Consider the following 20,357-nt stretch of genomic DNA (forward strand, 5'->3'; position numbering starts at 1 on the left):
AACATCTTTTTTGAAGCTAAACCCCGGTGTTGCCAGATTTTGTATTTCTTCTCATTGCGGATCGACATCGAGACTTACAACCAGGGATGAAAAGCCTGATGCTTGCTTCAATTGCCTGCATTTACCAAGCAGAAAGGATTTTTGCTGTGCCAGGCCGGTTCCCTTGCTAAGTTTAAGCAGCATGTGTTGCAGATGCAAGTTTTGAATCTTTCCTACCACGGGGGGTTGTGGACCAAGCAAAGCCTCGCCAAATACCTGTCTGAGTCCTTCGGCCAGCATGCGTGCTGCCTTTTGCACCGTCTCTCTTTGCTGGTGCTTTAGGGTTATTCCAATGAGCCGGCAGTAGGGTGGATACTTAAATACTTTTCTTTCTTCGAGTTGGATATCGAAAAAAGCTTTATAGTTGTTTTGCACTACTTGTTGCAGGATAATGTTTTCCGGCGTGGAGGTTTGTATTACTACTTTTCCCTGTTTTTTCTTTCTGCCTGCCCTGCCGCTCACCTGTGCCATCAGCTGAAAACTACGTTCATAGGCTCTGAAATCAGGGTAATGTAGCATGCTGTCGGCATTCATAATTCCCACCACACTCACATTGTCGAAGTCAAGTCCCTTCGATACCATTTGTGTGCCAATGAGTACATTAAGTTTACCACTTGCAAACTCATCGAGTATGATTTCAAAGGAATCTTTACGCCTGGTGCTATCCAAATCCAGCCTGCCAATGCTTGCTTGAGGAAAAATGAGTGAAAGGTCGTCTTCGATTTTTTCCGTACCAAAACCTTTGGTTTGCATGTTGGTGCTTCCGCAAGCTTGGCACTGCACTATGGATTGAACGCTAAACCCACAATAATGGCAATTGAGCTTATCGATGCCCTTGTGGTAGGTAAGACTCACATCGCAGTGCCTGCACTGGGGTATCCAGCCACAATCGGCACATTCGAGATAGGGAGCAAAACCACGTCGGTTTTGAAATAAAATGACCTGTTCGCTCATTTCAAGTGCCACTTGTATTTCATCAATAAGCTTTTTGCTAAAATGCCCATTTACCTGCTTGCGTTTTCTGGCTTGCTGCATGTTTACCAGTTCAGTCTCAGGCAACTTAATGTCAAGGTGTCGTTCCAACAATTCTACCAATGCGTATTTTCCATTTTTTGCATTGAAATATGTTTCGAGCGATGGAGTAGCGCTGCCCAACAAGACTTTTGCCTGATGCACCGATGCGCATACAATGGCTGCATCGCGGGCATGGTAACGTGGTGCCGGATCTTGCTGCTTATAGGTATTCTCGTGCTCTTCGTCTACAATTACCAATCCGAGTTTGCTGAAAGGTAAAAAAACCGAAGAACGCACACCCAGAATAACTTCGTAGGGTAGAGCACCCTCAGCGATATGGCCAAGCAGGTTATTCCACACCTCAATGCGCTCATTATCGCTGTATTTCGAATGATATACTCCCACCCTGGCTCCAAACACATTGCGCAAACGGGTAATAATCTGGGTAGTCAAGGCTATTTCGGGCAGCAAATAAAGCACCTGTTTCCCCTTCTCCAGTTCTTTCTGAATAAGATGAATATATATCTCTGTTTTACCACTCGAGGTAACCCCATGTAGCAAGGCTACTCCTGCGCGCTGAAACCCAGCTTCAATTTCTTCCAGGGCCAATCTTTGTTTTACACTCAATCGATAGGGTTCAGAAACCGGTTCTGTTTCAGCAGAAAACCTTGTAGTTTCAACACTTTTAAGGGTAAAAACGTTTTTCGCCGACAAAGATTCTATGATGGCAGCACTTACCTGAGCAGCCTCCATGAGCTCTTGTTTGGTAACCGCTTTTAGCGTTTTCTCGCTTAACTGACCGCTCAATTGAAGATAACCCAGAAGGGCATCTGATTGTTTAGGTGCCCTGCGTTCCAGGCGGTTTATCATCTCACCCAGTGATTCTTCGTTTTGTAAAGACTCGTGAAGTTGAATGTATTCAACCTGCCGGGGTTTGTAGGTTCGGTTAATATTTTCTTCGAAACAGAGCAGGCCTTTGTCCATCATTCTTTTTAAAAGAGGCATTGCTTGTTTCTTCTCTAAAAGGCTTTGTAATTTCCCGATAGGAATACCCGGGTTATTTTTTAGTATATGGTAAACTTGTTCTTCATCCGGGTTGAGGGATACCCCTGTTTCGGGCAAATGAGCAGGGTAAACCCGGGTTTGCCCTTCGGGGCGCAGGCCACCGGGAAGTGCTGCAGAATATACTTCGCCCATTGTGCATAGATAATATTCTGCCATCCATTGCCAAAAGTCGAGTTGCCATTCAAACACCACGGGCCTATTGTCGAGTATAGCCAGCACTGCTTTGGTCTCGTAATGATTTACAGGCCTGGTATGCACCTCTGCTACCAGGGCTGTGTAAAGTTTACGCGCACCAAACTGAACCACTACCCGCATGCCTTTTTGCAAAGGCTCATGCTGCAATTCTGCGTCAATGTGGTAGGTATAAAGGTTGGGCACTGCAAGAGGCAGGATTACATCCACAAATAGTTGTTGCGGATTGCTCATGGAAACAACTTTTTTAGCTCCCCGGCCACTTCCTCCAACAGCCAATATGGGGTAGAAGTAGCACCACACACACCGATAGTTTTGGAGTTTTTCAGCGGAAGACCCTTAAGCTCCGCAGACGCGCTAACAAAAAAAGTGTTTGGATTTGCAATAAGGCAATGCCCAAACAAGACTTTGCTGTTGGAGCTTTTTTGCCCACCGACAAAAACTACTGTTTCGACACTCCGGCTAAACTCCTGCAACCATGGTCCCCGATTAGCCACCTGCCCGCAAATGGTATCATGGTATTCTAGCAACTCCGGGTTTTTCATTTTCTGTTTAAGCGCCTCTTTGAGATGCTGGTATTTTTCGCGGCTCATGGTGGTCTGAGCATAGAGAACAATTGGTTCAGATAAATTCACCTGATCCAATCCCGCTTCGTCTTCCACCACAATTGCCTTGTAGTTTACCTGACCACAAAGTCCGTTCACCTCAGGATGTGCAGTTTTTCCGAAAATTACCAGGCTTCCCTTGCTTTCTATGGATTCGAAACTTTTTTTAACCCTTTTCTGCAGTTTGGTAACAACCTTACAAGTGCCGTCGATAAGCTCAATTTGGTTTTTCCGGGCATGTTCATAAATTTCGGGAGGTTCGCCATGCGCTCGCAATAATACTGTGCAGGATGCAAGCTGATAATATTGCTCGAGTGAAATCACTTCGAGTCCGAGTTTTTCCAATCGTTCAACCTCCTTTGCATTATGCACAATATCGCCCAGGCAATAGAGCTTACCATTAGCCGTAAGGTTTTCTTCGGCTAGTGCAATGGCCTTTTGCACTCCGAAACAAAAGCCCGATTTTGGATCGATTATTACCTGCATACCTGTTTGTTAAAGAAGCTTTTTTTGTTGCAACAAGTGAATAAACCATTCCATTTGCTGCTCAATGGTCATGAAACTGTTATCGAGGACCACCGCATCGGAGGCCTGAATAAGCGGACTTTCTGTCCGGTTCATATCGTGATAATCGCGCTCCACTACGTTATTTCTGATCTCTTCGTAAGAAACCGAAAGGCCCTTGGCTGTTAATTCATCAAATCGCCGGCGTGCCCTTACATCGGCATCAGCCGTCATAAAAAGCTTTACTTCGGCATGCGGAAATACTACAGTGCCAATATCACGTCCATCCATCACAATGCCACCCTCGCTGCCCATCTCCTGCTGCAAGCTGACAAGATATTTACGAACCTCTTTTATTTTGCTCACCTCACTTACCAATTCCGATACTGCTACGCCACGAATGGCTTCTTCCACACTTTTCCCATTTAAAAAAGTCTCGCTGATTCCATGCTGATTGGTTTCGAAACGAATATGAACCGAAGGCAAAGCTGTAATCAGAGCATCGGTCTGAATTTGTTTTTCAACTGCCATATTATTCTCAAGCACATAACAGGCCACTGCGCGGTACATGGCTCCACTGTCGATATAGGTAAACTGAAGTTTTTTGGCTATTTGCTTGGCAAAAGTGCTTTTACCACAAGAAGAATGCCCGTCGACTGCTACGATGAATTTCTTTCTTTTAGACATGTCACGTAAATAAACTCAAAAATAGCACTTCTCTGCGGAAATACAGACAAGTAATCTGTTGAGTCAATAAAACCTTACAGTTTCTGATTGAGTTCAGAAAGGTTAAGGGTAACCGAAAAGTGATTGGAAGCACCTGCCAGGTGATAGGTCGACCGACCATAACTAATCCCTAACTTCTTTATTTTTAATCCAAACCCATACGAAAAACCGGCCATTCCGGCCATATCGTCAATCTTAAGCTCCTGGCGGCGTTTGTAATTATACCCCAGGCTTATATAAAAATTTTTCGAAGGGGTAAACTCCAGACCAAAAATCAGATGGCGCATCAGGTTATCGGCAAAGTCGGCCCCAGGGGTTTCGGGTATTGGTTCGCCTGTAAGAGGGTCGATCTCTTCTTCCTTGTCTTTTTCGGTTTTGTAAAGCAGGTTGAATTGCTGCAATTGATGAGCAGTAAAGGAAAACCGGAATGGGGCATGCCTTAGTTGCTGGGTTAATCCAAGCTGAATTTCAAAGGGCAGGGGCTCGTGTTTGTCGTTCGGATTGTATCGTTTCAACTGAAAGCCGGCATTCTTCATTACAAGGGCAGCTGAAAAGAGCTTCACCTCGTTCGAATAGGTAATACCCGCATCAATGGCCAGTCCAAATGAATTGTAACTTTCGTATTGCGAATAAATGGCTTTGGCCGTTGCCCCCACACGCCAGTTCGAATCAGCCAATGGTCTCGACCAATAGGTGTTAAGTGCGTAATCGTCGGCCCTGAAAGTACCTGTTTGTATGCCTGTAGGCTCAGCAGCAATAAATTCACCGTAATTGAGGTAGTGCAATCCCGTTGCTAGGGTATATTTTTTTTTCGGTTGCCAGGCATATCCTACATAGCCAAAATTGGTGCCGGCAAAATAATTGATGTAATTCAATGCCAGTTGAGAACTCATTGCTGGAGTAAGCAACGATGGGTTATGATAAACCAGGTTTAAATCATCGTCTTTCAGGCTAACTACTTGTCCGCCCAACGAAGCCACACGGGCCGAATTGGTGATACTCAGAAAATCGTAGGTATTATCTCCTCCGGATTGAGAAATAAGAGGTAACTGAAAAAAAAACACCAGAATAAATGCAAAAATAAGCTGAAAGAATATTTTCATAAGTGTTACATGGAATAACTAATGGATTAAACCCGTGAATTTCCAGAAAGTTTACCGAAAGCTAACGTGATTTTTCAGGTTTTAGTGTAACAAAAGAATATTTTTGTGGTATTATGGCAGCTAAAACTAAAATTGTATTCATTATAAATCCCATTGCAGGTACCCGAAAGGCTCCCCATTTGGAAGATTTGGCAATAAGACTGTTGGACGATAAATGGAAGCCGCAGTTTATCAGAACAGATTATGCTGGTCATGCCACCCAAATCGTGAAAAATAAACTTAAAAAAGGCGCTAAGTTCTTTATAGCAGTTGGAGGCGATGGCACAGTGAACGAAGTTGCTTCGGCACTGGTAGGTTCAAAGGCCAATATGGGTATTGTACCCTGTGGTTCGGGTAATGGACTCGCCCGTAGTTTAAAAATACCACTGAAGACAGATAAAGCCTTGCAGTGTATCTCACAAGGTTTTACGCGCCAGATTGATGCCGGACAAATCAATGGCAACTATTTTTTTTGTACCTGTGGGGTAGGTTTCGATGCAAAAATCGGCAAGAAGTTTTCTAAAACAAAAACCCGGGGATTCCATAACTACATTAAAACAACGCTGCGCGAATACCTGACTTACCAACCGAAAAAATACACACTCAAAGTCGATGGCGAAAAGATTCGGACAAGGGCTTTTCTTATTACCATTGCCAATGCCGGTCAATATGGAAACAATGCTTACATTGCCCCAAATGCGCTCATCGATGACGGAAAACTTGAAGTTTGCATCTTAAAACCATTTCCACACAGACATTCTTTTGGTCTGGGTATGAAGCTGTTTACCCGCAACATGGATAAAAGCAAATACCTTGATATACAAAGTTGCAAGTCGCTGGTGTTTTGCAAAAAAAAGATGTTCAACTTTCATATCGACGGTGACCCGATTAAACTGGTTGGGCCAATTCGTATAGAGGTAATTCCAAAAAGCTTGAATGTTATAACTCCCATGCCAAAAGGAAAACAAGCTGAAGCAACGAATTAGAGCATTTTCTTCAGCGATTCGAGAATGGAATACACAGCGGGACAAACCATGGCATTGTGGTAGGTTTTTCGTGCTACCTGGTAAAACCTTTTGCGGTCGGTGTGTGGATATTCACGGCAGGCTTTGGGTCTGCTGGCATAAACCGAGCAGAGATTATCGTCGCAAAGAAAAGGGCATGGACTCTGCTTAAATACATAATCGCCCTCTTCATCAAGCCGGATATAGCTATCCTTAAGTATCGAGGTCTTCATTTTAAGAGCAGATGCCAGGCGCTCAATATCACTTTCAAATATCTGTGGGCCAAGAGAGCTGCAGCATTTTGCACATTCGAGGCAATCGATTTTTTTAAAGGCTTCGTCATGGAGCTCATTCACCAGTTTATCAAGGTTTTTGGGCTTTGTTTTAACGATGCGTTCCAAAAATAACTTGTTCTCCTTTGCCACGGAGTCCGAACGACGGTTCATTTCATCAATTATATCGCTAGTATAGCTCATTCAATATCTCATCTTCGGGTTTTGATTCCTGATGCATTTTACCTGCCTGCGATAAAATTAATCCGCTTACAACAAGGATAATCCCTGCTATTTTTAAGAGGTTAATGCTGTCGCCAAGAATAATCAATGCAAAAATAGCAGTAAACACCGGAATAAAATTGGCAAATACGGTAGCTTTTGACACACCTAATTTCCGCACCCCCTGTATGTAGCCAAGGTAGGCAAAAGTAGAAGCGAAAATAGCCAGGTAAAACAAGGGCATGAATTTGTGTATATCCCATGATATGGTGGCCACCTTCTGTTGCTCAAAAATTAAGAACACAGGAATAAAATAGATGGCTCCCAAAAAATTTTGAGTAGTGACAATGGTAAGGGAATTATACTTCTCGGCAGCCTTTTTTATTGCGAAACCATAACCTACGGCAGCAAATACAGAAATCATCATCAGCAAAATACCCTTGTGAGTAGCAACCATATTTTCGCGGTCGCTGATAACCACAAAAACAACCCCAATAAAAGAAACCAGAATGCCCAAATAGTTAAGCAAATAGAGAGTTTCCTTTTTGTTTACCAGCATCACAATGGCCATAAATAAAGGGATAGTGGAAATGACAATAGCTGCCACGGTGGATGAAACATACTGCATACCAAGACTTTCGCCGATAAAATATAAGAAGGGCTCAAGAAAAGCAAGAAGAAGAAAAAGCGGAAAATCCGCCCTCTGAATTTTCTTCAGTCGCTTTAGCAACAAAGCCGAAATAAAAAGCAGAGGAAGCGATAGTAGCAACCTTGCCAGCACTAGCGTAACGGGAGGGAAAACTTCAAGAGCCTGTTTGTACCATACAAAGCTTAGGCCCCAGCAAAGCATAGCCGCCATAAGCATAAAATAGGTGTATGCCACACCAGTGCCTTTTTTCTGGTTCATGAAAATAAATTTAGGCCACAAAGAAAAGCGAAAAAAAGGATTTCCAAGCTGAAATATTTCAGGTTGAGAGGATCCTGATAGTATTATATTTTAATTTGATGTGGTTATTGAATTTTAATATTTTTATTCCACGCTAAGGCCGCAAATTGGTAGACGCAAAAAATAAAAGCTAAATCTATGACTGAAAATGAAATCTCTTATAAAGTAATTGGTGCTGCAATAGAAATTCATAAAAGTATTGGTCCCGGATTGTTGGAATCTGCTTATGAAAATGCCCTGGCTTATGATCTAAAAGAGTTAGGTTTTGATGTTAAACAGCAGGTAAGTTTGCCTTTTATATACAAGGAAGTTAAACAAGATGTTGGATACAGGATAGATTTGTTGGTAAATAACAAACTGATCATTGAAATAAAAGCAGTTGAAGTAATAGCCCCAGTGCATTATGCTCAATTATTAACCTACCTAAAACTATCTGGATATAAATTGGGTTTATTGATAAATTTCAATTCAAAAACCTTAAGAGATAGTATTCATAGAGTTGTGAACAATCTTTAAACTTTGTATACTTTGCGTTAAAACATTTTGCGGATTTTGCGCGGAACATTTTTTTTGGCAATTAAAAGTATTATTTAGACAGTTATAGAATGTAATAGAACCAAATAATTGAACATTTGGGTTAAAAAATGTTAATTTTGCCGTTTGCCTGTAATTATTGTTTATTTTGAACCGTTTTAAGCAATAGGCTGTTAAACTTTTTTTGGCATCGGGTGTTTACCCCTTGTTGTTCTGTGCAAATACTGATTGAATCATGAGGCAATTAAAGATTACAAAATCCATAACCAACCGAAATAGCGACTCTCTCGAGAAATACCTTCACGATATTGGAAAAGAAGAGTTGATTTCGCCCGAAGAAGAAGTTGATCTGGCTCGCCGGATAAAAAAAGGCGATCAGGAAGCGCTGGAAAAACTTACCAAAGCAAACCTTCGATTTGTGGTATCGGTGGCCAAACAATACCAGCACCAGGGTTTAAGTCTTCCCGACCTTATCAACGAAGGAAACCTTGGATTGATTAAAGCCGCCCAGAAATTTGACGAAACCAAGGGATTTAAATTCATTTCCTATGCGGTATGGTGGATTCGTCAGTGCATTTTACAGGCCCTGGCTGAGCAATCGCGCATTGTGCGTTTGCCACTCAATAAAATAGGTGCGCTGAATAAAATGAACAAAACATTCAGCCAGCTCGAGCAGGCCCATGAGCGCGAACCCTCAGCAGACGAGCTTGCCGAAGCACTTGACCTGCCTAAAGAAAAAATTTACAGTACGCTGGAATTATCTGGTCGGCATATGTCTGTCGATGCCCCTTTTCAGGAGGGTGAAGATAATAGCCTCCTCGATGTTCTAAGTAATCCTGAAAACCCCAGCACCGACCATTTTCTGATGGAAGAATCGCTGAAACAGGAGATTGAGCGTACCCTCAACACCCTTCCGGAGAAGGAACGCAAGGTAATCCGTGCCTTCTATGGTATCGGTCGTAAACCCATGTCTCTGGAAGAAATTGGCGATTCAATTGGAATTTCGCGCGAACGCACACGGCAGATTAAAGAAAAAGCCATTAAGCACCTGCGTCAGCGAGCCAAAAGTAAACTCCTGAAATCGTACCTGGGTTAATTTCTTTTCTTTTTTTTCAATTTGAGAGTTACTTTCTTAATGATTGGTTGTATTTAATCAAAGATAAATGCAACCATTTCTTTTTATTAACATATAAGAAGCCACCGTTTCGAAAGTAAACAATTGAAGCCATGAAGAGAATCTTTTTTGTCGCGTATCTCCTTACCGTATGCTATCTTGCCTATAACCAAAGTATTAATCCAGAACCAGATGAGGTTTATGCTGCAGACGAAGTAGCCCTGATTGAGTTAACTATGAGTGAAAGTGACAAGGAAGCTCTCTGGTTTCCGGAAAACACCTATGAGGATATCTATTATCTGGCCAGCATGCATTTCGCAAATTCTTATCTTGACGAAACGCTCGACAGCGTAGGCATTAGAATACGAGGCAATACTTCTCGTGAGAATTTTAAGAAATCGCTTAAAATCGATTTCAGGGAATTTGGTGGCGATAAGTTTCATGGATACAAAAAATTCAATTTAAAAGCAGGGGTGAATGACCCTTCGATGCTGCGCGAATACATAAGTATGCAAATGTATCAGGCTGCCAATATACCTGTTGCCCGGGCACAACATGCGCGGGTTTATATAAATGGCGAATACATGGGTCTTTATTTGAATGTAGAACAGATTGACGATGAGTTTCTGGACAAACGCTTTGATTCCGAGCTAGGTAACCTTTATAAATGCTTTTGGGGGGCTACTTTTGAAAACAATGGCGAGGTAAACAACAACAACCTCTACGAGCTAAAGACCAACGAAGAAACAAACGACCGAAGCAAACTAATCAATTTTGTAACAGTACTCAATTCCTATTCGGGCGAAGACCTTAAAACGCGGATCGAAGCGATTTTCGATGTAGAAACCTACCTTCGCCAAATGGCGGTTGAAACCCTCATTGGTCATTGGGATGGCTACTCGTTTAATTCCAATAATTTTTACATACACGAAAACCCCACTACCAATAAAATCGATTTCATTCCTTACGATCTCGACAATACTTTTGGCATTGACTGGGTCGGCGGCGACTGGGGAACCCGCGATGTGAAACAATGGGGCTCTGACTGGATCAATCTTCCTTTAAACACAAAGCTTCTGGGTATAGACAGTTATTTCGAAAGCTATTGCAGGAACATGGTTACCTTATGTAACACCTATTTTACACACGAATACCTCGACCCCATTCTCGACGAAAACCATACCCTGATTGCACCATTTGTAGAAGAAGATTTATACTATACTTACGACCGCAGCTATACTTACAGCGACTTTCAAAAAACCCTTGATGAGGCCCGGGGCGATCAAGTAAAATACGGCGTTAAAGAATACATTGGCGTAAGAAATGCCTCAGCCCTGGTTCAGCTTGAAGGTTATGAACCTTACGATACTACCAACAACGGAGGTGGCACAACTACCTCCATTTCTCCACTGGCTGAGTCTGTTTTAATCTTTCCAAACCCGGTAAAAGAAGGTTATTTCTTCATAAAAACAAGCAGACCCGATGCCAGCCCGGTAGTTTATGACCAAATGGGGCGTCAGGTTAAAATTGAATTCTATGATCTGGGTAATGGCGAGTACCGGCTTAGCTTTAATTCTTTGCCTCAGGCAGGATGGTATGTACTTAAAATAGATAATCTGGCACAGAAATTTATTGTCCGGTAATTCTATTACAGATAATTAGTCACATCTAAAATTCTTCCTTCCATCAGAAACGGAATATGCACTGAAACGACACTTCGTGCAATGATGCTATGCCTGTTTCGAAATAACTGGTGCACGACCAGCGCAGGGTTGCCATAAGAGATTTGGAAGGTTGATAGTGTGCCATCAGGTAAGTGCGAGTGCCTTTACCGTAATAGGCGGGCATAGAATATACATAACGCAAGTTATGCTCGTAGGCATAAATACGCGAAGAGTATTCACGGGCATCGAACCAGGCATACCTGGCAGTGAATTGAAGTTTTTCTATTTTCCTGAAAAATATATCCTGATATAAAAGGTATCCCAAAAATGGTTCTGTTTCGGAATATCCGCTTTTGGAAACCTCACAGCGAGTTGCCATAGCCAATGCTTCGCTTAAATTATAGCGAAGATGAATGCGTACTGCATGTTTTTCAAATAGCTTCTGAAAAGCAAGCTTCTGGCTACTTGTATCGGACTGGTTCAATAGTTTTGATTCGAATTTGTACCTTAATAAAATCTCTAATCCCTGGGCAGGACGAATAAGCCCTTCCATGAGGTATTCTTTCCCATAAGATGGGCCATCGACCTGATAACGTGCCCTACGAAAAGAAAACAAGTCGGCATAAGCAGAAATTTTAAACCTTGTGCCAGACGAGTATTGTAAACCTGCAAAAAGACCCTCTTCACCGCTACCTGAGCTTCCCTCAGCTATGGCATTGAAATAGGGTGTATAATACATCTCGTGGTAAAACCTATAAAAAACACTCGCATGAAGGTTCGAAACTGGCATCAGGTTGATGCCTTGCAAAAAAGCCATTTGGCCATTGGATTGGGCAATTTCGCCAAATAACTGAATATTCTGTTGAAGATACCTGTAATCGAACGAAATACCACGAAACTGTTGTTTGCCCGATTCGGGTAATCGATAGATTTTATCTGAAACTGCAAATGGCAAGCTGTAATTGGTAATAATGCTGTTAATCCCCCATGACAGAGCAGAACCAGTATAATTAAGCCTGACTCCTGCACACTGCTCGGTGATATTGTTTTCCGGGTGCTGTTCGGCCAGTGTGCGGTGATAACCTGTTTCGCGAATGGTAGTGATTGCTTGTTCTTCTGAAGTAGTATCAAGCGAGGCATCCAGTTTCTTTTGCGAAGTAAAAATACCAAGTGTAAAACTTCTTGTGCCGAAAGTGATAGCCCCACCACGTAGAAACTGATACTCATCGGCTGTGCTATTTCCTCTTATCCATTGCCCACGTTTTTGTACTTGTAAAACTTCGGTCGATTTGCCTGAAGTATATCCATTCCACATGAGCAGCCCCTGTCCGACACTTAGCTTGTAATCGCCCATGATAATATTTTTGATAAATCCATTGCCTTTATAGGAAAAAAAGCCTGAATAATGATCGAATCCACCGGGGTTGGTTCCCGCAAAGAAATCTTCACCCGCATCCTTTTCTGCCAAGACTCCAGCCTGAAAACCGGCATAAGTGCCAGTCTTGTATCGGAAGTACATCTTTTGAGCATTCCCTGTAAAGTTTTCTGAATTAATGTTTTGCTGCGAAATGCGAAAGAGTCCCTCGTGCTTCAGACTTTCCAAGCCTTTTGATTTATAACCCTCGGGGGGACCTATCGCCACAAAGGGTCGAATTAATTCTACTGTATGCACATCAAATCCAAACACATAATGTAGTTCGTCGATAGAAATTATTTTACCCATTTTCTGCCTGTAGTCAAGCAGCGATTTAATCTGAAAAGGAGTTAAAAGACGTAATTTTTCGAGATCGAGCCCAGTGGCTGTATTGAGGTTTAAGGGATTTAAATACAACTCCTCCAGGTCGGTTACCAATAGTTCGAATCCATCCTCATCTTTATCAATAAGTCCGGAAGAAGACTCCAACATCGACTCGAGCCAATCAGCCAAATGGCCCTGAGCAGGCTGTGCAGCCATTTGAAGGGTTGCCAGGCAAGCCAGAATCATACATAAGCACCTTATTCTCATTGCGGTATTTTTCCAATTCGAATGTCAAGAGAAAACATGCTGGAAAAACCCAGTAATGGATGTCGCATAAAAGCCAGATCGGCACTCCAGCGTGTATCGGAATAGCCAAGGCCAAAAGTAATACTCATGGCCTCCGAGGAAGAAACACCCAACCTCACAGCCAGATTTCGTATAGCCTGAAATTCAGTACCCATGCTAAGTTCTGTATTACCATGTTTCTGAATCATCACGCTGGTAGCGGCAAGTAATGGCCCGCTTTGCCAGGTAAGTCCGCCACGAAAAAAAGTGGGAGGTGCTTCAAAATTATACTTTTGATAATGGGCATTTGCAAGATTTACCAGGTGCAAACCCACCGAAAGCTGTTTTACAGGTCTGGCAAGCAGGCCAAGGCTGCCAGTTAGTGCAAAGTCTTGTCCATAATCTGCCGGCATCCATACCGAATGGGCGTTGAATCCAATGCCTGCCTCTAGTTTGTCCGATAATTGATGCGCATAAGCCAGCACTATTAGTTGCTCGTTGTATTCCGGGGTTCCCGTATAGGTATAAGCCAATCCAAATGCTCCTCCGGAGGCAGGAAGTACTCCAGCCATAGCATGCCTGGAAAGCTCGTGTATGAGGTACCTGTTTGTATGGCAAAAAGAGAAGCTGCCGCTTGTGGCGGTTGCTATTCCGGCAGGATTGTGGTACACAGCCCATGGACTATCAAGACTCAATACAGATTGAGCCATGGCACCTTCGCGCGCTCCTGGAAAAATAGGATCCTGCGATGCAAAGGAAGTAAGACTTATTGACCACACTGCCAGAAAACCAACGATCTGTGTTTTCATGGCCTATAGGGAATGGTTTTTTCTTAAGGAAACGGAACTAGTATCTGAAAGGCAAATTAAAACTTTTCCGGAATAAAAAAAAGCCTGCCCCGAATTGATACGGAACAGGCTATTCAATTATTGATCTGAAAGTTAATTGGTTTTGTATTTGTATTTAATTTCTTTGAGTTCCTGATTGGCTTGTACAATCTTTTCCTTGAGACTACTTTTAAACACAGTCAGTTTGGCTGCAATTTCGGCATTGCCGGTAGCAATGATCTGTGCTGCGAGAATGCCGGCATTTTGCGCCCCATCGATACCCACGGTGGCTACCGGTATGCCCGGAGGCATTTGTACAATGGCCAATAAGGCATCCAAACCATCTAAACTAGCTTTAATGGGTACCCCTATTACCGGAATTTTTACCATGGACGCAATAACACCTGGAAGGTGGGCAGCCATTCCTGCTGCTGCAATAATTACCTGTATTCCTCTTTCTTCTGCATTTTTTGCAAACTTTTCTACTTCTTCAGGTGTCCGGTGAGCCGATAAGGCGTTTATTTCAAAAGGTATTTCCATATCGTTCAGGAAATCAGCAGCCTTTTTCATAACCGGCAGATCGGAAGTGCTCCCCATGATAATGCTTACTTTTGGATTCATATTCTATCTGGTTCTTTTGTTTGATATGTTTACAAAGATCGTGAAAGCACAGAAATATTACGATTCCTACGGGCTAAATTATTCAGATTGCTTATTTTCGTGGCTCATATTTTAATTAAACCCTGATGAAAGAGGTTGTTCTAAACCAGAAAAAATTTCGCATAAGCATTCCTTCGTCGGAAATACAACTGCGCATAAGCAGTCTCGCAGATCAGATTAATGACGATCTCCGCAATCGCGAACTTGTATTTGTTGTCATCTTGAACGGAGCCTTTATGTTTGCCAGCGATTTGTACCGGCAAGTTACACTTCATAGCCGTATTTCTTTTCTAAAAATGGCTTCTTACCAGGGAACTTCCAGCAGTGGACAGATTAAACAACTTATAGGGTTGAACGAAATTATTAAAGGTAAAACCGTTGTGCTGGTAGAGGATATTGTTGATACTGGACATACACTTGACTCGGCATTGAAACAACTTGCAAGTTTCGAGCCTGCCGAAATTAAAATAGCCTCACTGTTGTTCAAGCCCGACTCCTATCTTTATCATTACAAAATTGATTACCTTGGTTTTAGCATCCCTAACGATTTTATCATTGGTTACGGTCTCGATTACGATGGTTATGGAAGAAACCTTAATAGTATTTACACAATTATTCACCCTTAATAATCTGCTTATATGTTAAACATTGTACTCTTTGGCCCTCCGGGTGCAGGCAAAGGAACTCAGGCCGAAATGCTGTTAGAGAAATACCAGTTGGTTCATCTTTCTACTGGCGATATTTTACGACGCGAAATTGCCACACAAACACCCCTGGGCCTCGAAGCAAAAAAAGCAATGGATAAGGGTGAACTGGTTTCCGATCAGGTAGTAATTGGTATGATTGAGGCTAAAATAGATGCCAACAGCAAGGCCAGAGGATTTATCTTCGATGGATTTCCGCGCACAACCGCCCAGGCCATAGCACTCACAACTATGTTACAAAAAAAAGATGCTTCTATAAGTGCCATGCTCGCTTTATATGTGGATGACGAAGAGCTGATAAAAAGACTTTTGCTGCGTGGAAAAGACTCAGGCAGAGCCGATGACCAAAACCGTGCAGTAATAGAAAACCGTATCAAGGTTTACAACAAAGAAACGGCACCTGTAATCGACTACTACGATCAGCTTAACAAATACCAGGCTATAGACGGAGTAGGAAGCATCGATGAAATTTTCAGCCGTTTGTGCACTGCTATCGACCAGATAAAATAACCAAGTAAGCAACCTGCCGGCATTCTTATATAAAAGCTTATCTTTGCTGCCTTGTTTATCCTTAATACAGAAAGTAGTGTTCAATGGCAGATTCAAATTTTGTTGACTATATAAAAATATTTTGTCGCTCAGGCCGCGGAGGGGCAGGTTCGGCGCATTTCCGACGAGAGAAATTCGTACCAAAAGGAGGACCAGATGGAGGTGATGGTGGAAGAGGCGGTCATGTAATTTTACGCGGCAACCGCAACATGTGGACTCTTTTGCATCTGCGTTACAAAAAACACATTCATGCAGGCAGTGGCACTTCCGGCAGCGGAGCAATGAAAACTGGTGCTGATGGAGAAGATGTGTATGTAGAAGTTCCGCTAGGTACCATCGCCAAAAATGCCGAAACAGGCGAAACTCTGTTCGAAGTAACCGAGCACGACCAGGAGAGAATTTTAGTAAAGGGTGGTCGTGGAGGGCTTGGAAATACGCACTTTAAATCACCCACCAACCAGGCGCCACGCTATGCTCAACCCGGCGAACCCGAGGTGGAGGGTTATTATATTCTTGAATTAAAAATTCTGGCCGATGTAGGATTGGTAGGCTTTCCGAATGCCGGAAAATCGACTTTACTGGCCTCCATATCGGCAGCTAAACCTAAAATCGCCGATTATGCCTTCACAACCCTGGCTCCTAACCTGGGCATTGTACCTTACCGTAACGACCAGTCGTTTGTAATGGCCGATATACCAGGGATTATTGAGGGGGCAGCGGAGGGAAAAGGATTGGGAATAAGATTTCTACGTCATATCGAACGAAATTCGACTCTCCTGTTTATGATTCCTGCCGACTCAAAAGATGTTGCTGGTGATTACCGCATTCTGCTTAAAGAATTGGAGAAATATAACCCAGAACTGCTCGATAAAAAACGTGTGCTGGCAATTACCAAATCCGATCTGCTCGATAAGGAACTAATGGATGAAATTCGCAAAGACCTGCCAGCCATTCCGTATATCTTTATCTCATCGATGACCGGTTACAATACCGAAAAACTCAAGGATTTGCTCTGGCAACAATTTTAAATACGCTCACACGGTATGCTCGACAAAATTCTTACCCTCGATACAAACCTGTTTCTTTGGCTCAACGGCTTCCATTCCGAAGCTTGGGATAAGGTCATGTGGTTTGTTTCTGGTAAAACCGAATGGATACCACTCTATGCGCTTATTCTGGCCTTTCTCATCTATCGGTATAAATGGAAAAGCATCCCTGTAATAATTGCCATCGTACTTCTCATTACAATGGCCGATCAGGTCTCGTCGAATCTGATTAAGGACAATGTAAAACGGTTGCGCCCTTCGCATGTGAATGCGCTAAAAAACAGCATTCATATTCTGAATGATTACCGCGGAGGGCCTTATGGATTTGTATCGAGCCATGCAGCCAATAGTTTTGCCCTTGCAGTTTTTCTCTCACTTGTTTTCCGGAATAAATGGTTTAGCGCCTTTATGGTCATTTGGGCCATTTTCGTATCATACAGCCGGATATACCTGGGAGTTCATTACCCTGGTGATATTCTGGGTGGAGCATTGCTTGGAGCGCTGATTGGTTGGTTGATATACCAATTATTGATTTTAGTGCAGAATAAACTGGAAAACAGAAAAACATAACTAAAAGGTGCAAAAATCGGATTACCAGTACCGGCAAGATTTTTTGGTTAGCTCGGCCGATGCCGACCTGGATCATAAACTCCGCTACTCCTCCCTCACCAATTTCTTGATACAAATAGCCTGGAAACATGCTACAAATTTAGGTTGGGGACCTGACAATCTTATGGAGCACAAACTGGTATGGGTGCTTTCCGGCTTGCACATCGAAATGAAACGAATGCCTGCCTGGCTCGATACCATCACCATTGAAACATGGCCGAAGAGCATCCACCGTCTATACTACCTGCGCGATTATTCAATCTTCGATCACGAAAATACCCCGATTGGTAAAGCCACCTCAACATGGCTGCTTATCGATGTCGAAAAAAGAAGGCCCCGTTTGCACGATCCCGAAAACGAAGTATTTTCCTTTAATCAGAAAAAGCATGCATTTGAGGAATTGGTGCCTATCGTGGACTTTAATTCCGAAGCTGCTGAGGAATATCTATTTCAGGTTAGGTATAGCGATGTTGACATTAACCAGCATTTGACCACCACACGCTATGTAGATTGGATGTTTGATACTTTCTCACCTAATTCACTGAGAAACAAACAAATTTGCGGACTCACCCTCAACTTTTTAAAAGAACTTACTTTTGGGCAAAAAGCCCTGATGCAAAAACAATATCTTTCCGGCGGTTTTATTCGCTTCCAATTGTGCACGGAAGAAAATGAGAAGGTGTTTTTTAGGGGACAGTTTTTAACTCAGTAAGAAATTCCAAAGAATTGATACAAGCTTTAAATCTTTGAGTCATCTACTCAGAATTTATGCTTCCATAGGGTTCAGCTATTTCGCTTTAAAAAAACTGCCATCAACCCACCCCCTAGGGTAAAGGTTAGAAAATAATGAACAAGACTACCCACTGTAATCATGATATCGAAACTGATAAATTGGTAGTAATAAATTTCCTGGAAAGCGACGAAAAAAATATAGACAAGTAAACCATAAACCATTCCTTGCAAGAAACGGTTTTCGATTCTGATTCTTTCTCCAAAGTAAAGGTAGCTCGCATGCAGTAAAACCGCCCAGACAAAGGAGGTAATCAACAACCCGGGGTTCACTCTCCAATCGGTTTCGGACCGAAAAAAGGCAAATTCATCGTGCACCTTACCTAACCACAATTCATTAATTAAAAAACTTAACACGACCAGCAACAAAGTGAAAATTGCACTCGAAGTAATGAAGAGTAAAAACCGTCTCATAACTGACTTTTTAACTATTTTATTCTATTTTAACTCAGCCAGCACAGTGAGCTTATTTTTAGATATATCGCCCACTTTACAAAGAATCCTGGCATCGGTCGGAAGGAAAATATCAACCCTCGAACCAAATTTAATAAAGCCAAACTCTTCGCCCCGTTCAGCCTTATCACCTACCTTGGCATAGGTGCAAATACGACGTGCAACAGCTCCGGCTATCTGTCGGAAAAGCACTTCGGTACCAGAGGCTGTTTTTACCACCACGGTCGAACGCTCGTTTTCGGTAGACGATTTTGGATGCCAGGCCACAAGATATTTTCCTTTATGGTATTGGGTATAGCATACTGTACCCGACAAAGGATACACATTCTGATGCACATTCAGGGGCGACATAAAAATCGACACTTGAATGCATTCGCGTTTCAGGTATTCCGTTTCGGTAGTTTTTTCGATGACCACAATTTTACCGTCGGCAGGAGCAATCACTTTATCCGCAGATGCAATCACTTTGCGAACAGGTATCCTGAAAAACCAAATTACTAAAAAAGTAATTACTACAAAGGGCAACAACATGCCTGCAGCCACCAAAGGTTGAAAAAACTTGTGCAACAATACGGTTAACACAAGCAGCAAGATAAGGGTAATAGGAATGATGATTCTTCCTTCACGATGAATTTTCATTGTATCTGGTTAATTATTTTTAAACAAACGTATAACACCGGCACTACAAAAAGCAGCGAATCGATGCGGTCGAGCACACCACCATGGCCAGGGATAAGCTTACCGGAGTCTTTTACCCCATAGGTTCTTTTCAATAGCGACTCTGCAAAATCGCCCAGTACACTTGCCATCGCTATCAGTCCACTGATGATTATCCAGAGCCAAAGTTCAATGCCGCCAGTCAGGCTTAAGCTCAGGTACCCAACAATAAGTGAGGCCACTAAACCTCCAAAAAAACCTTCCCAGGTTTTCTTTGGCGATATTCTTTCGAAAATTTTATGCCTTCCAATCGCCATGCCTGTCAGATAAGCAAATACATCATTGGCCCAGATAATAAAAAACATGGCAAAAATGATAGGAGAAAACGGACCTTCTGCCTTAAGATTAATGTGGTTAAGCAACATAAGAGGCAGAGTGATGTATGCAATGCCGAATATTGCCGAAAATAAATCAGGGAGTACATTCTCTTGTTTACTAAAAAGTGAGAATAATAAAAGAATAACAGGAATTAACAGCAAGAGTGCAAGCCATTCCTGATTAAATCCAAAAGACAAAACAAGGTGTGAAAAAACAAATCCTGCTGAACCAAGAGTAAGAGCTGGAATTCGCAAGGCAGATCGTTGTTTCTGCATGGCAAAAAATTCCTGCATGGCCAGCAGATTAAAAATCAACAACACAGAAGCAAAAGCAGATTTGTGTAAAAGTATGCTGGCTGCTATTAAAATTACATACACAATTGCGGAAATGCTGCGGATATGGAGTGTTTTCAAAACTCAGTTTTTGAAATTAAATGCCTTGCACGTAAAGCCTCAGATGGCCTTACATACACTTCGATGTTTCCAATGCCATAGTTCGAATCCTGCTTATCCATAATTACAGCAGTAATCAAATTGTCCTCAAGCATGTGCCTCACCAGTTCGGCATGATACCGAAATTGCGAGGAATAAACAAGGGTCCACTCATCGCTCATCGATTG

22 protein-coding genes are annotated in these 20,357 nt (G+C 42.4%); 9 read left to right on the forward strand and 13 right to left on the reverse strand.

The features are described from left to right. Nucleotides 1-51: 51 nt before the first annotated feature. The 4 genes from priA to porQ form a co-directional block, all read right to left on the reverse strand. On the reverse strand, nucleotides 52-2,544 hold the full coding sequence (priA, locus tag IPM71_05125; protein QQS52116.1) for a primosomal protein N': 2,493 nt from the start codon (nucleotides 2,542-2,544) through the stop codon (nucleotides 52-54). Then, nucleotides 2,541-3,401: a 4-hydroxy-3-methylbut-2-enyl diphosphate reductase gene (locus IPM71_05130; protein QQS52117.1), complete on the reverse strand. Its 861-nt coding sequence runs from the start codon at nucleotides 3,399-3,401 to the stop codon at nucleotides 2,541-2,543. The genes priA and IPM71_05130 overlap by 4 nt, the downstream gene beginning before the upstream one ends. A gap of 9 nt (nucleotides 3,402-3,410) precedes the next feature. Continuing rightward, nucleotides 3,411-4,106: a (d)CMP kinase gene (locus tag IPM71_05135; GenBank protein QQS52118.1), complete on the reverse strand. Its 696-nt coding sequence runs from the start codon at nucleotides 4,104-4,106 to the stop codon at nucleotides 3,411-3,413. A gap of 74 nt (nucleotides 4,107-4,180) precedes the next feature. Next, nucleotides 4,181-5,248 (reverse strand): type IX secretion system protein PorQ, encoded by a 1,068-nt coding sequence (gene porQ / locus IPM71_05140; protein QQS52119.1) that lies wholly within the window; start codon nucleotides 5,246-5,248, stop codon nucleotides 4,181-4,183. Nucleotides 5,249-5,361: 113 nt separating this feature from the next. On the opposite strand from porQ, the gene IPM71_05145 reads away from it, so the two are divergent. Continuing rightward, complete coding sequence (locus IPM71_05145; protein ID QQS52120.1) at nucleotides 5,362-6,273, forward strand: diacylglycerol kinase family lipid kinase; 912 nt, start codon at nucleotides 5,362-5,364, stop codon at nucleotides 6,271-6,273. On the opposite strand, the gene IPM71_05150 is transcribed toward IPM71_05145, so the two are convergent. Together IPM71_05150 and IPM71_05155 are read right to left on the reverse strand one after the other, a co-directional pair. After that, complete coding sequence (locus IPM71_05150) at nucleotides 6,270-6,737, reverse strand: YkgJ family cysteine cluster protein (GenBank protein ID QQS52784.1); 468 nt, start codon at nucleotides 6,735-6,737, stop codon at nucleotides 6,270-6,272. The two genes, IPM71_05145 and IPM71_05150, sit on opposite strands and share 4 nt — an antisense overlap. Nucleotides 6,738-6,753: 16 nt before the next feature. Beyond that, the gene (locus IPM71_05155; protein ID QQS52121.1) at nucleotides 6,754-7,692 is read right to left on the reverse strand and encodes a DMT family transporter; all 939 of its coding nucleotides are present in this window, start codon (nucleotides 7,690-7,692) and stop codon (nucleotides 6,754-6,756) included. Between the two features lie 177 nt (nucleotides 7,693-7,869). Here IPM71_05155 and IPM71_05160 point away from each other — a divergent pair, with 177 nt between their 5' ends. The 3 genes from IPM71_05160 (at nucleotide 7,870) to IPM71_05170 (ending at nucleotide 11,022) form a co-directional block, all read left to right on the forward strand. Continuing rightward, on the forward strand, nucleotides 7,870-8,247 hold the full coding sequence (locus tag IPM71_05160; protein QQS52122.1) for a GxxExxY protein: 378 nt from the start codon (nucleotides 7,870-7,872) through the stop codon (nucleotides 8,245-8,247). Between the two features lie 253 nt (nucleotides 8,248-8,500). Beyond that, nucleotides 8,501-9,361 (forward strand): RNA polymerase sigma factor RpoD/SigA, encoded by an 861-nt coding sequence (locus IPM71_05165; GenBank protein ID QQS52123.1) that lies wholly within the window; start codon nucleotides 8,501-8,503, stop codon nucleotides 9,359-9,361. 131 nt (nucleotides 9,362-9,492) lie between these two features. Next, the gene (locus IPM71_05170; GenBank protein ID QQS52124.1) at nucleotides 9,493-11,022 is read left to right on the forward strand and encodes a CotH kinase family protein; all 1,530 of its coding nucleotides are present in this window, start codon (nucleotides 9,493-9,495) and stop codon (nucleotides 11,020-11,022) included. Between the two features lie 43 nt (nucleotides 11,023-11,065). Here IPM71_05170 and IPM71_05175 read toward each other — a convergent pair whose 3' ends face one another. The 3 genes from IPM71_05175 to purE form a co-directional block, all read right to left on the reverse strand. After that, nucleotides 11,066-13,048, reverse strand: a complete 1,983-nt coding sequence (locus IPM71_05175; GenBank protein ID QQS52125.1) for a helix-hairpin-helix domain-containing protein — start codon at nucleotides 13,046-13,048, stop codon at nucleotides 11,066-11,068. After that, complete coding sequence (locus IPM71_05180; GenBank protein ID QQS52126.1) at nucleotides 13,045-13,875, reverse strand: hypothetical protein; 831 nt, start codon at nucleotides 13,873-13,875, stop codon at nucleotides 13,045-13,047. Before IPM71_05180 ends, IPM71_05175 begins: the two co-directional genes overlap by 4 nt. A 132-nt stretch (nucleotides 13,876-14,007) precedes the next feature. After that, nucleotides 14,008-14,514: a 5-(carboxyamino)imidazole ribonucleotide mutase gene (gene purE / locus IPM71_05185; protein ID QQS52127.1), complete on the reverse strand. Its 507-nt coding sequence runs from the start codon at nucleotides 14,512-14,514 to the stop codon at nucleotides 14,008-14,010. A 125-nt stretch (nucleotides 14,515-14,639) separates the two neighbouring features. Here purE and hpt point away from each other — a divergent pair, with 125 nt between their 5' ends. From hpt to IPM71_05210, 5 genes are all read left to right on the forward strand, one after another. Then, complete coding sequence (gene hpt, locus IPM71_05190) at nucleotides 14,640-15,179, forward strand: hypoxanthine phosphoribosyltransferase (protein QQS52128.1); 540 nt, start codon at nucleotides 14,640-14,642, stop codon at nucleotides 15,177-15,179. A gap of 12 nt (nucleotides 15,180-15,191) precedes the next feature. Further along, complete coding sequence (locus tag IPM71_05195) at nucleotides 15,192-15,767, forward strand: adenylate kinase (GenBank protein ID QQS52129.1); 576 nt, start codon at nucleotides 15,192-15,194, stop codon at nucleotides 15,765-15,767. 83 nt (nucleotides 15,768-15,850) lie between these two features. Next, entirely contained in the window at nucleotides 15,851-16,834 is a 984-nt protein-coding gene (gene obgE, locus IPM71_05200) for a GTPase ObgE (protein QQS52130.1), read from the forward strand. 15 nt (nucleotides 16,835-16,849) lie between these two features. Continuing rightward, nucleotides 16,850-17,422, forward strand: a complete 573-nt coding sequence (locus IPM71_05205) for a phosphatase PAP2 family protein (protein QQS52131.1) — start codon at nucleotides 16,850-16,852, stop codon at nucleotides 17,420-17,422. Nucleotides 17,423-17,429: 7 nt separating this feature from the next. Beyond that, the gene (locus tag IPM71_05210) at nucleotides 17,430-18,173 is read left to right on the forward strand and encodes a hypothetical protein (GenBank protein QQS52132.1); all 744 of its coding nucleotides are present in this window, start codon (nucleotides 17,430-17,432) and stop codon (nucleotides 18,171-18,173) included. 71 nt (nucleotides 18,174-18,244) lie between these two features. Here the strand turns inward: IPM71_05210 and IPM71_05215 are convergent, their stop codons facing one another. The 4 genes from IPM71_05215 to IPM71_05230 are packed head-to-tail and all read right to left on the reverse strand — an operon-like array spanning nucleotide 18,245 to nucleotide 20,351. Continuing rightward, entirely contained in the window at nucleotides 18,245-18,664 is a 420-nt protein-coding gene (locus IPM71_05215) for a hypothetical protein (GenBank protein ID QQS52133.1), read from the reverse strand. Nucleotides 18,665-18,688: 24 nt separating this feature from the next. Then, nucleotides 18,689-19,342 carry a phosphatidylserine decarboxylase family protein gene (locus tag IPM71_05220; protein ID QQS52134.1) on the reverse strand — a complete coding sequence of 218 codons (654 nt, stop codon included), beginning with the start codon at nucleotides 19,340-19,342 and terminating at the stop codon, nucleotides 18,689-18,691. Then, nucleotides 19,339-20,151 (reverse strand): phosphatidate cytidylyltransferase, encoded by an 813-nt coding sequence (locus IPM71_05225; protein QQS52135.1) that lies wholly within the window; start codon nucleotides 20,149-20,151, stop codon nucleotides 19,339-19,341. The genes IPM71_05220 and IPM71_05225 overlap by 4 nt, the downstream gene beginning before the upstream one ends. After that, a complete protein-coding gene (locus IPM71_05230; protein QQS52136.1) occupies nucleotides 20,148-20,351 on the reverse strand; it encodes a DUF2007 domain-containing protein in 204 nt (67 codons plus the stop codon). Before IPM71_05230 ends, IPM71_05225 begins: the two co-directional genes overlap by 4 nt. Nucleotides 20,352-20,357: the final 6 nt, after the last annotated feature.

This window comes from Bacteroidota bacterium (assembly GCA_016699695.1).
GTDB lineage: Bacteria > Bacteroidota > Bacteroidia > Bacteroidales > UBA10428 > UBA10428.

Bases quoted from the DNA above. Each gene is read 5' to 3' on its own strand.
- priA (QQS52116.1), bottom strand. From the start codon at position 2,544: ATGAGCAATCCGCAACAACTATTTGTGGATGTAATCCTGCCTCTTGCA.
- IPM71_05130 (QQS52117.1), bottom strand. From the start codon at position 3,401: ATGCAGGTAATAATCGATCCAAAATCGGGCTTTTGTTTCGGAGTGCAA.
- IPM71_05135 (QQS52118.1), bottom strand. From the start codon at position 4,106: ATGTCTAAAAGAAAGAAATTCATCGTAGCAGTCGACGGGCATTCTTCT.
- porQ (QQS52119.1), bottom strand. From the start codon at position 5,248: ATGAAAATATTCTTTCAGCTTATTTTTGCATTTATTCTGGTGTTTTTT.
- IPM71_05145 (QQS52120.1), top strand. From the start codon at position 5,362: ATGGCAGCTAAAACTAAAATTGTATTCATTATAAATCCCATTGCAGGT.
- IPM71_05150 (QQS52784.1), bottom strand. From the start codon at position 6,737: ATGAACCGTCGTTCGGACTCCGTGGCAAAGGAGAACAAGTTATTTTTG.
- IPM71_05155 (QQS52121.1), bottom strand. From the start codon at position 7,692: ATGAACCAGAAAAAAGGCACTGGTGTGGCATACACCTATTTTATGCTT.
- IPM71_05160 (QQS52122.1), top strand. From the start codon at position 7,870: ATGACTGAAAATGAAATCTCTTATAAAGTAATTGGTGCTGCAATAGAA.
- IPM71_05165 (QQS52123.1), top strand. From the start codon at position 8,501: ATGAGGCAATTAAAGATTACAAAATCCATAACCAACCGAAATAGCGAC.
- IPM71_05170 (QQS52124.1), top strand. From the start codon at position 9,493: ATGAAGAGAATCTTTTTTGTCGCGTATCTCCTTACCGTATGCTATCTT.
- IPM71_05175 (QQS52125.1), bottom strand. From the start codon at position 13,048: ATGAGAATAAGGTGCTTATGTATGATTCTGGCTTGCCTGGCAACCCTT.
- IPM71_05180 (QQS52126.1), bottom strand. From the start codon at position 13,875: ATGAAAACACAGATCGTTGGTTTTCTGGCAGTGTGGTCAATAAGTCTT.
- purE (QQS52127.1), bottom strand. From the start codon at position 14,514: ATGAATCCAAAAGTAAGCATTATCATGGGGAGCACTTCCGATCTGCCG.
- hpt (QQS52128.1), top strand. From the start codon at position 14,640: ATGAAAGAGGTTGTTCTAAACCAGAAAAAATTTCGCATAAGCATTCCT.
- IPM71_05195 (QQS52129.1), top strand. From the start codon at position 15,192: ATGTTAAACATTGTACTCTTTGGCCCTCCGGGTGCAGGCAAAGGAACT.
- obgE (QQS52130.1), top strand. From the start codon at position 15,851: ATGGCAGATTCAAATTTTGTTGACTATATAAAAATATTTTGTCGCTCA.
- IPM71_05205 (QQS52131.1), top strand. From the start codon at position 16,850: ATGCTCGACAAAATTCTTACCCTCGATACAAACCTGTTTCTTTGGCTC.
- IPM71_05215 (QQS52133.1), bottom strand. From the start codon at position 18,664: ATGAGACGGTTTTTACTCTTCATTACTTCGAGTGCAATTTTCACTTTG.
- IPM71_05220 (QQS52134.1), bottom strand. From the start codon at position 19,342: ATGAAAATTCATCGTGAAGGAAGAATCATCATTCCTATTACCCTTATC.
- IPM71_05230 (QQS52136.1), bottom strand. From the start codon at position 20,351: ATGAGCGATGAGTGGACCCTTGTTTATTCCTCGCAATTTCGGTATCAT.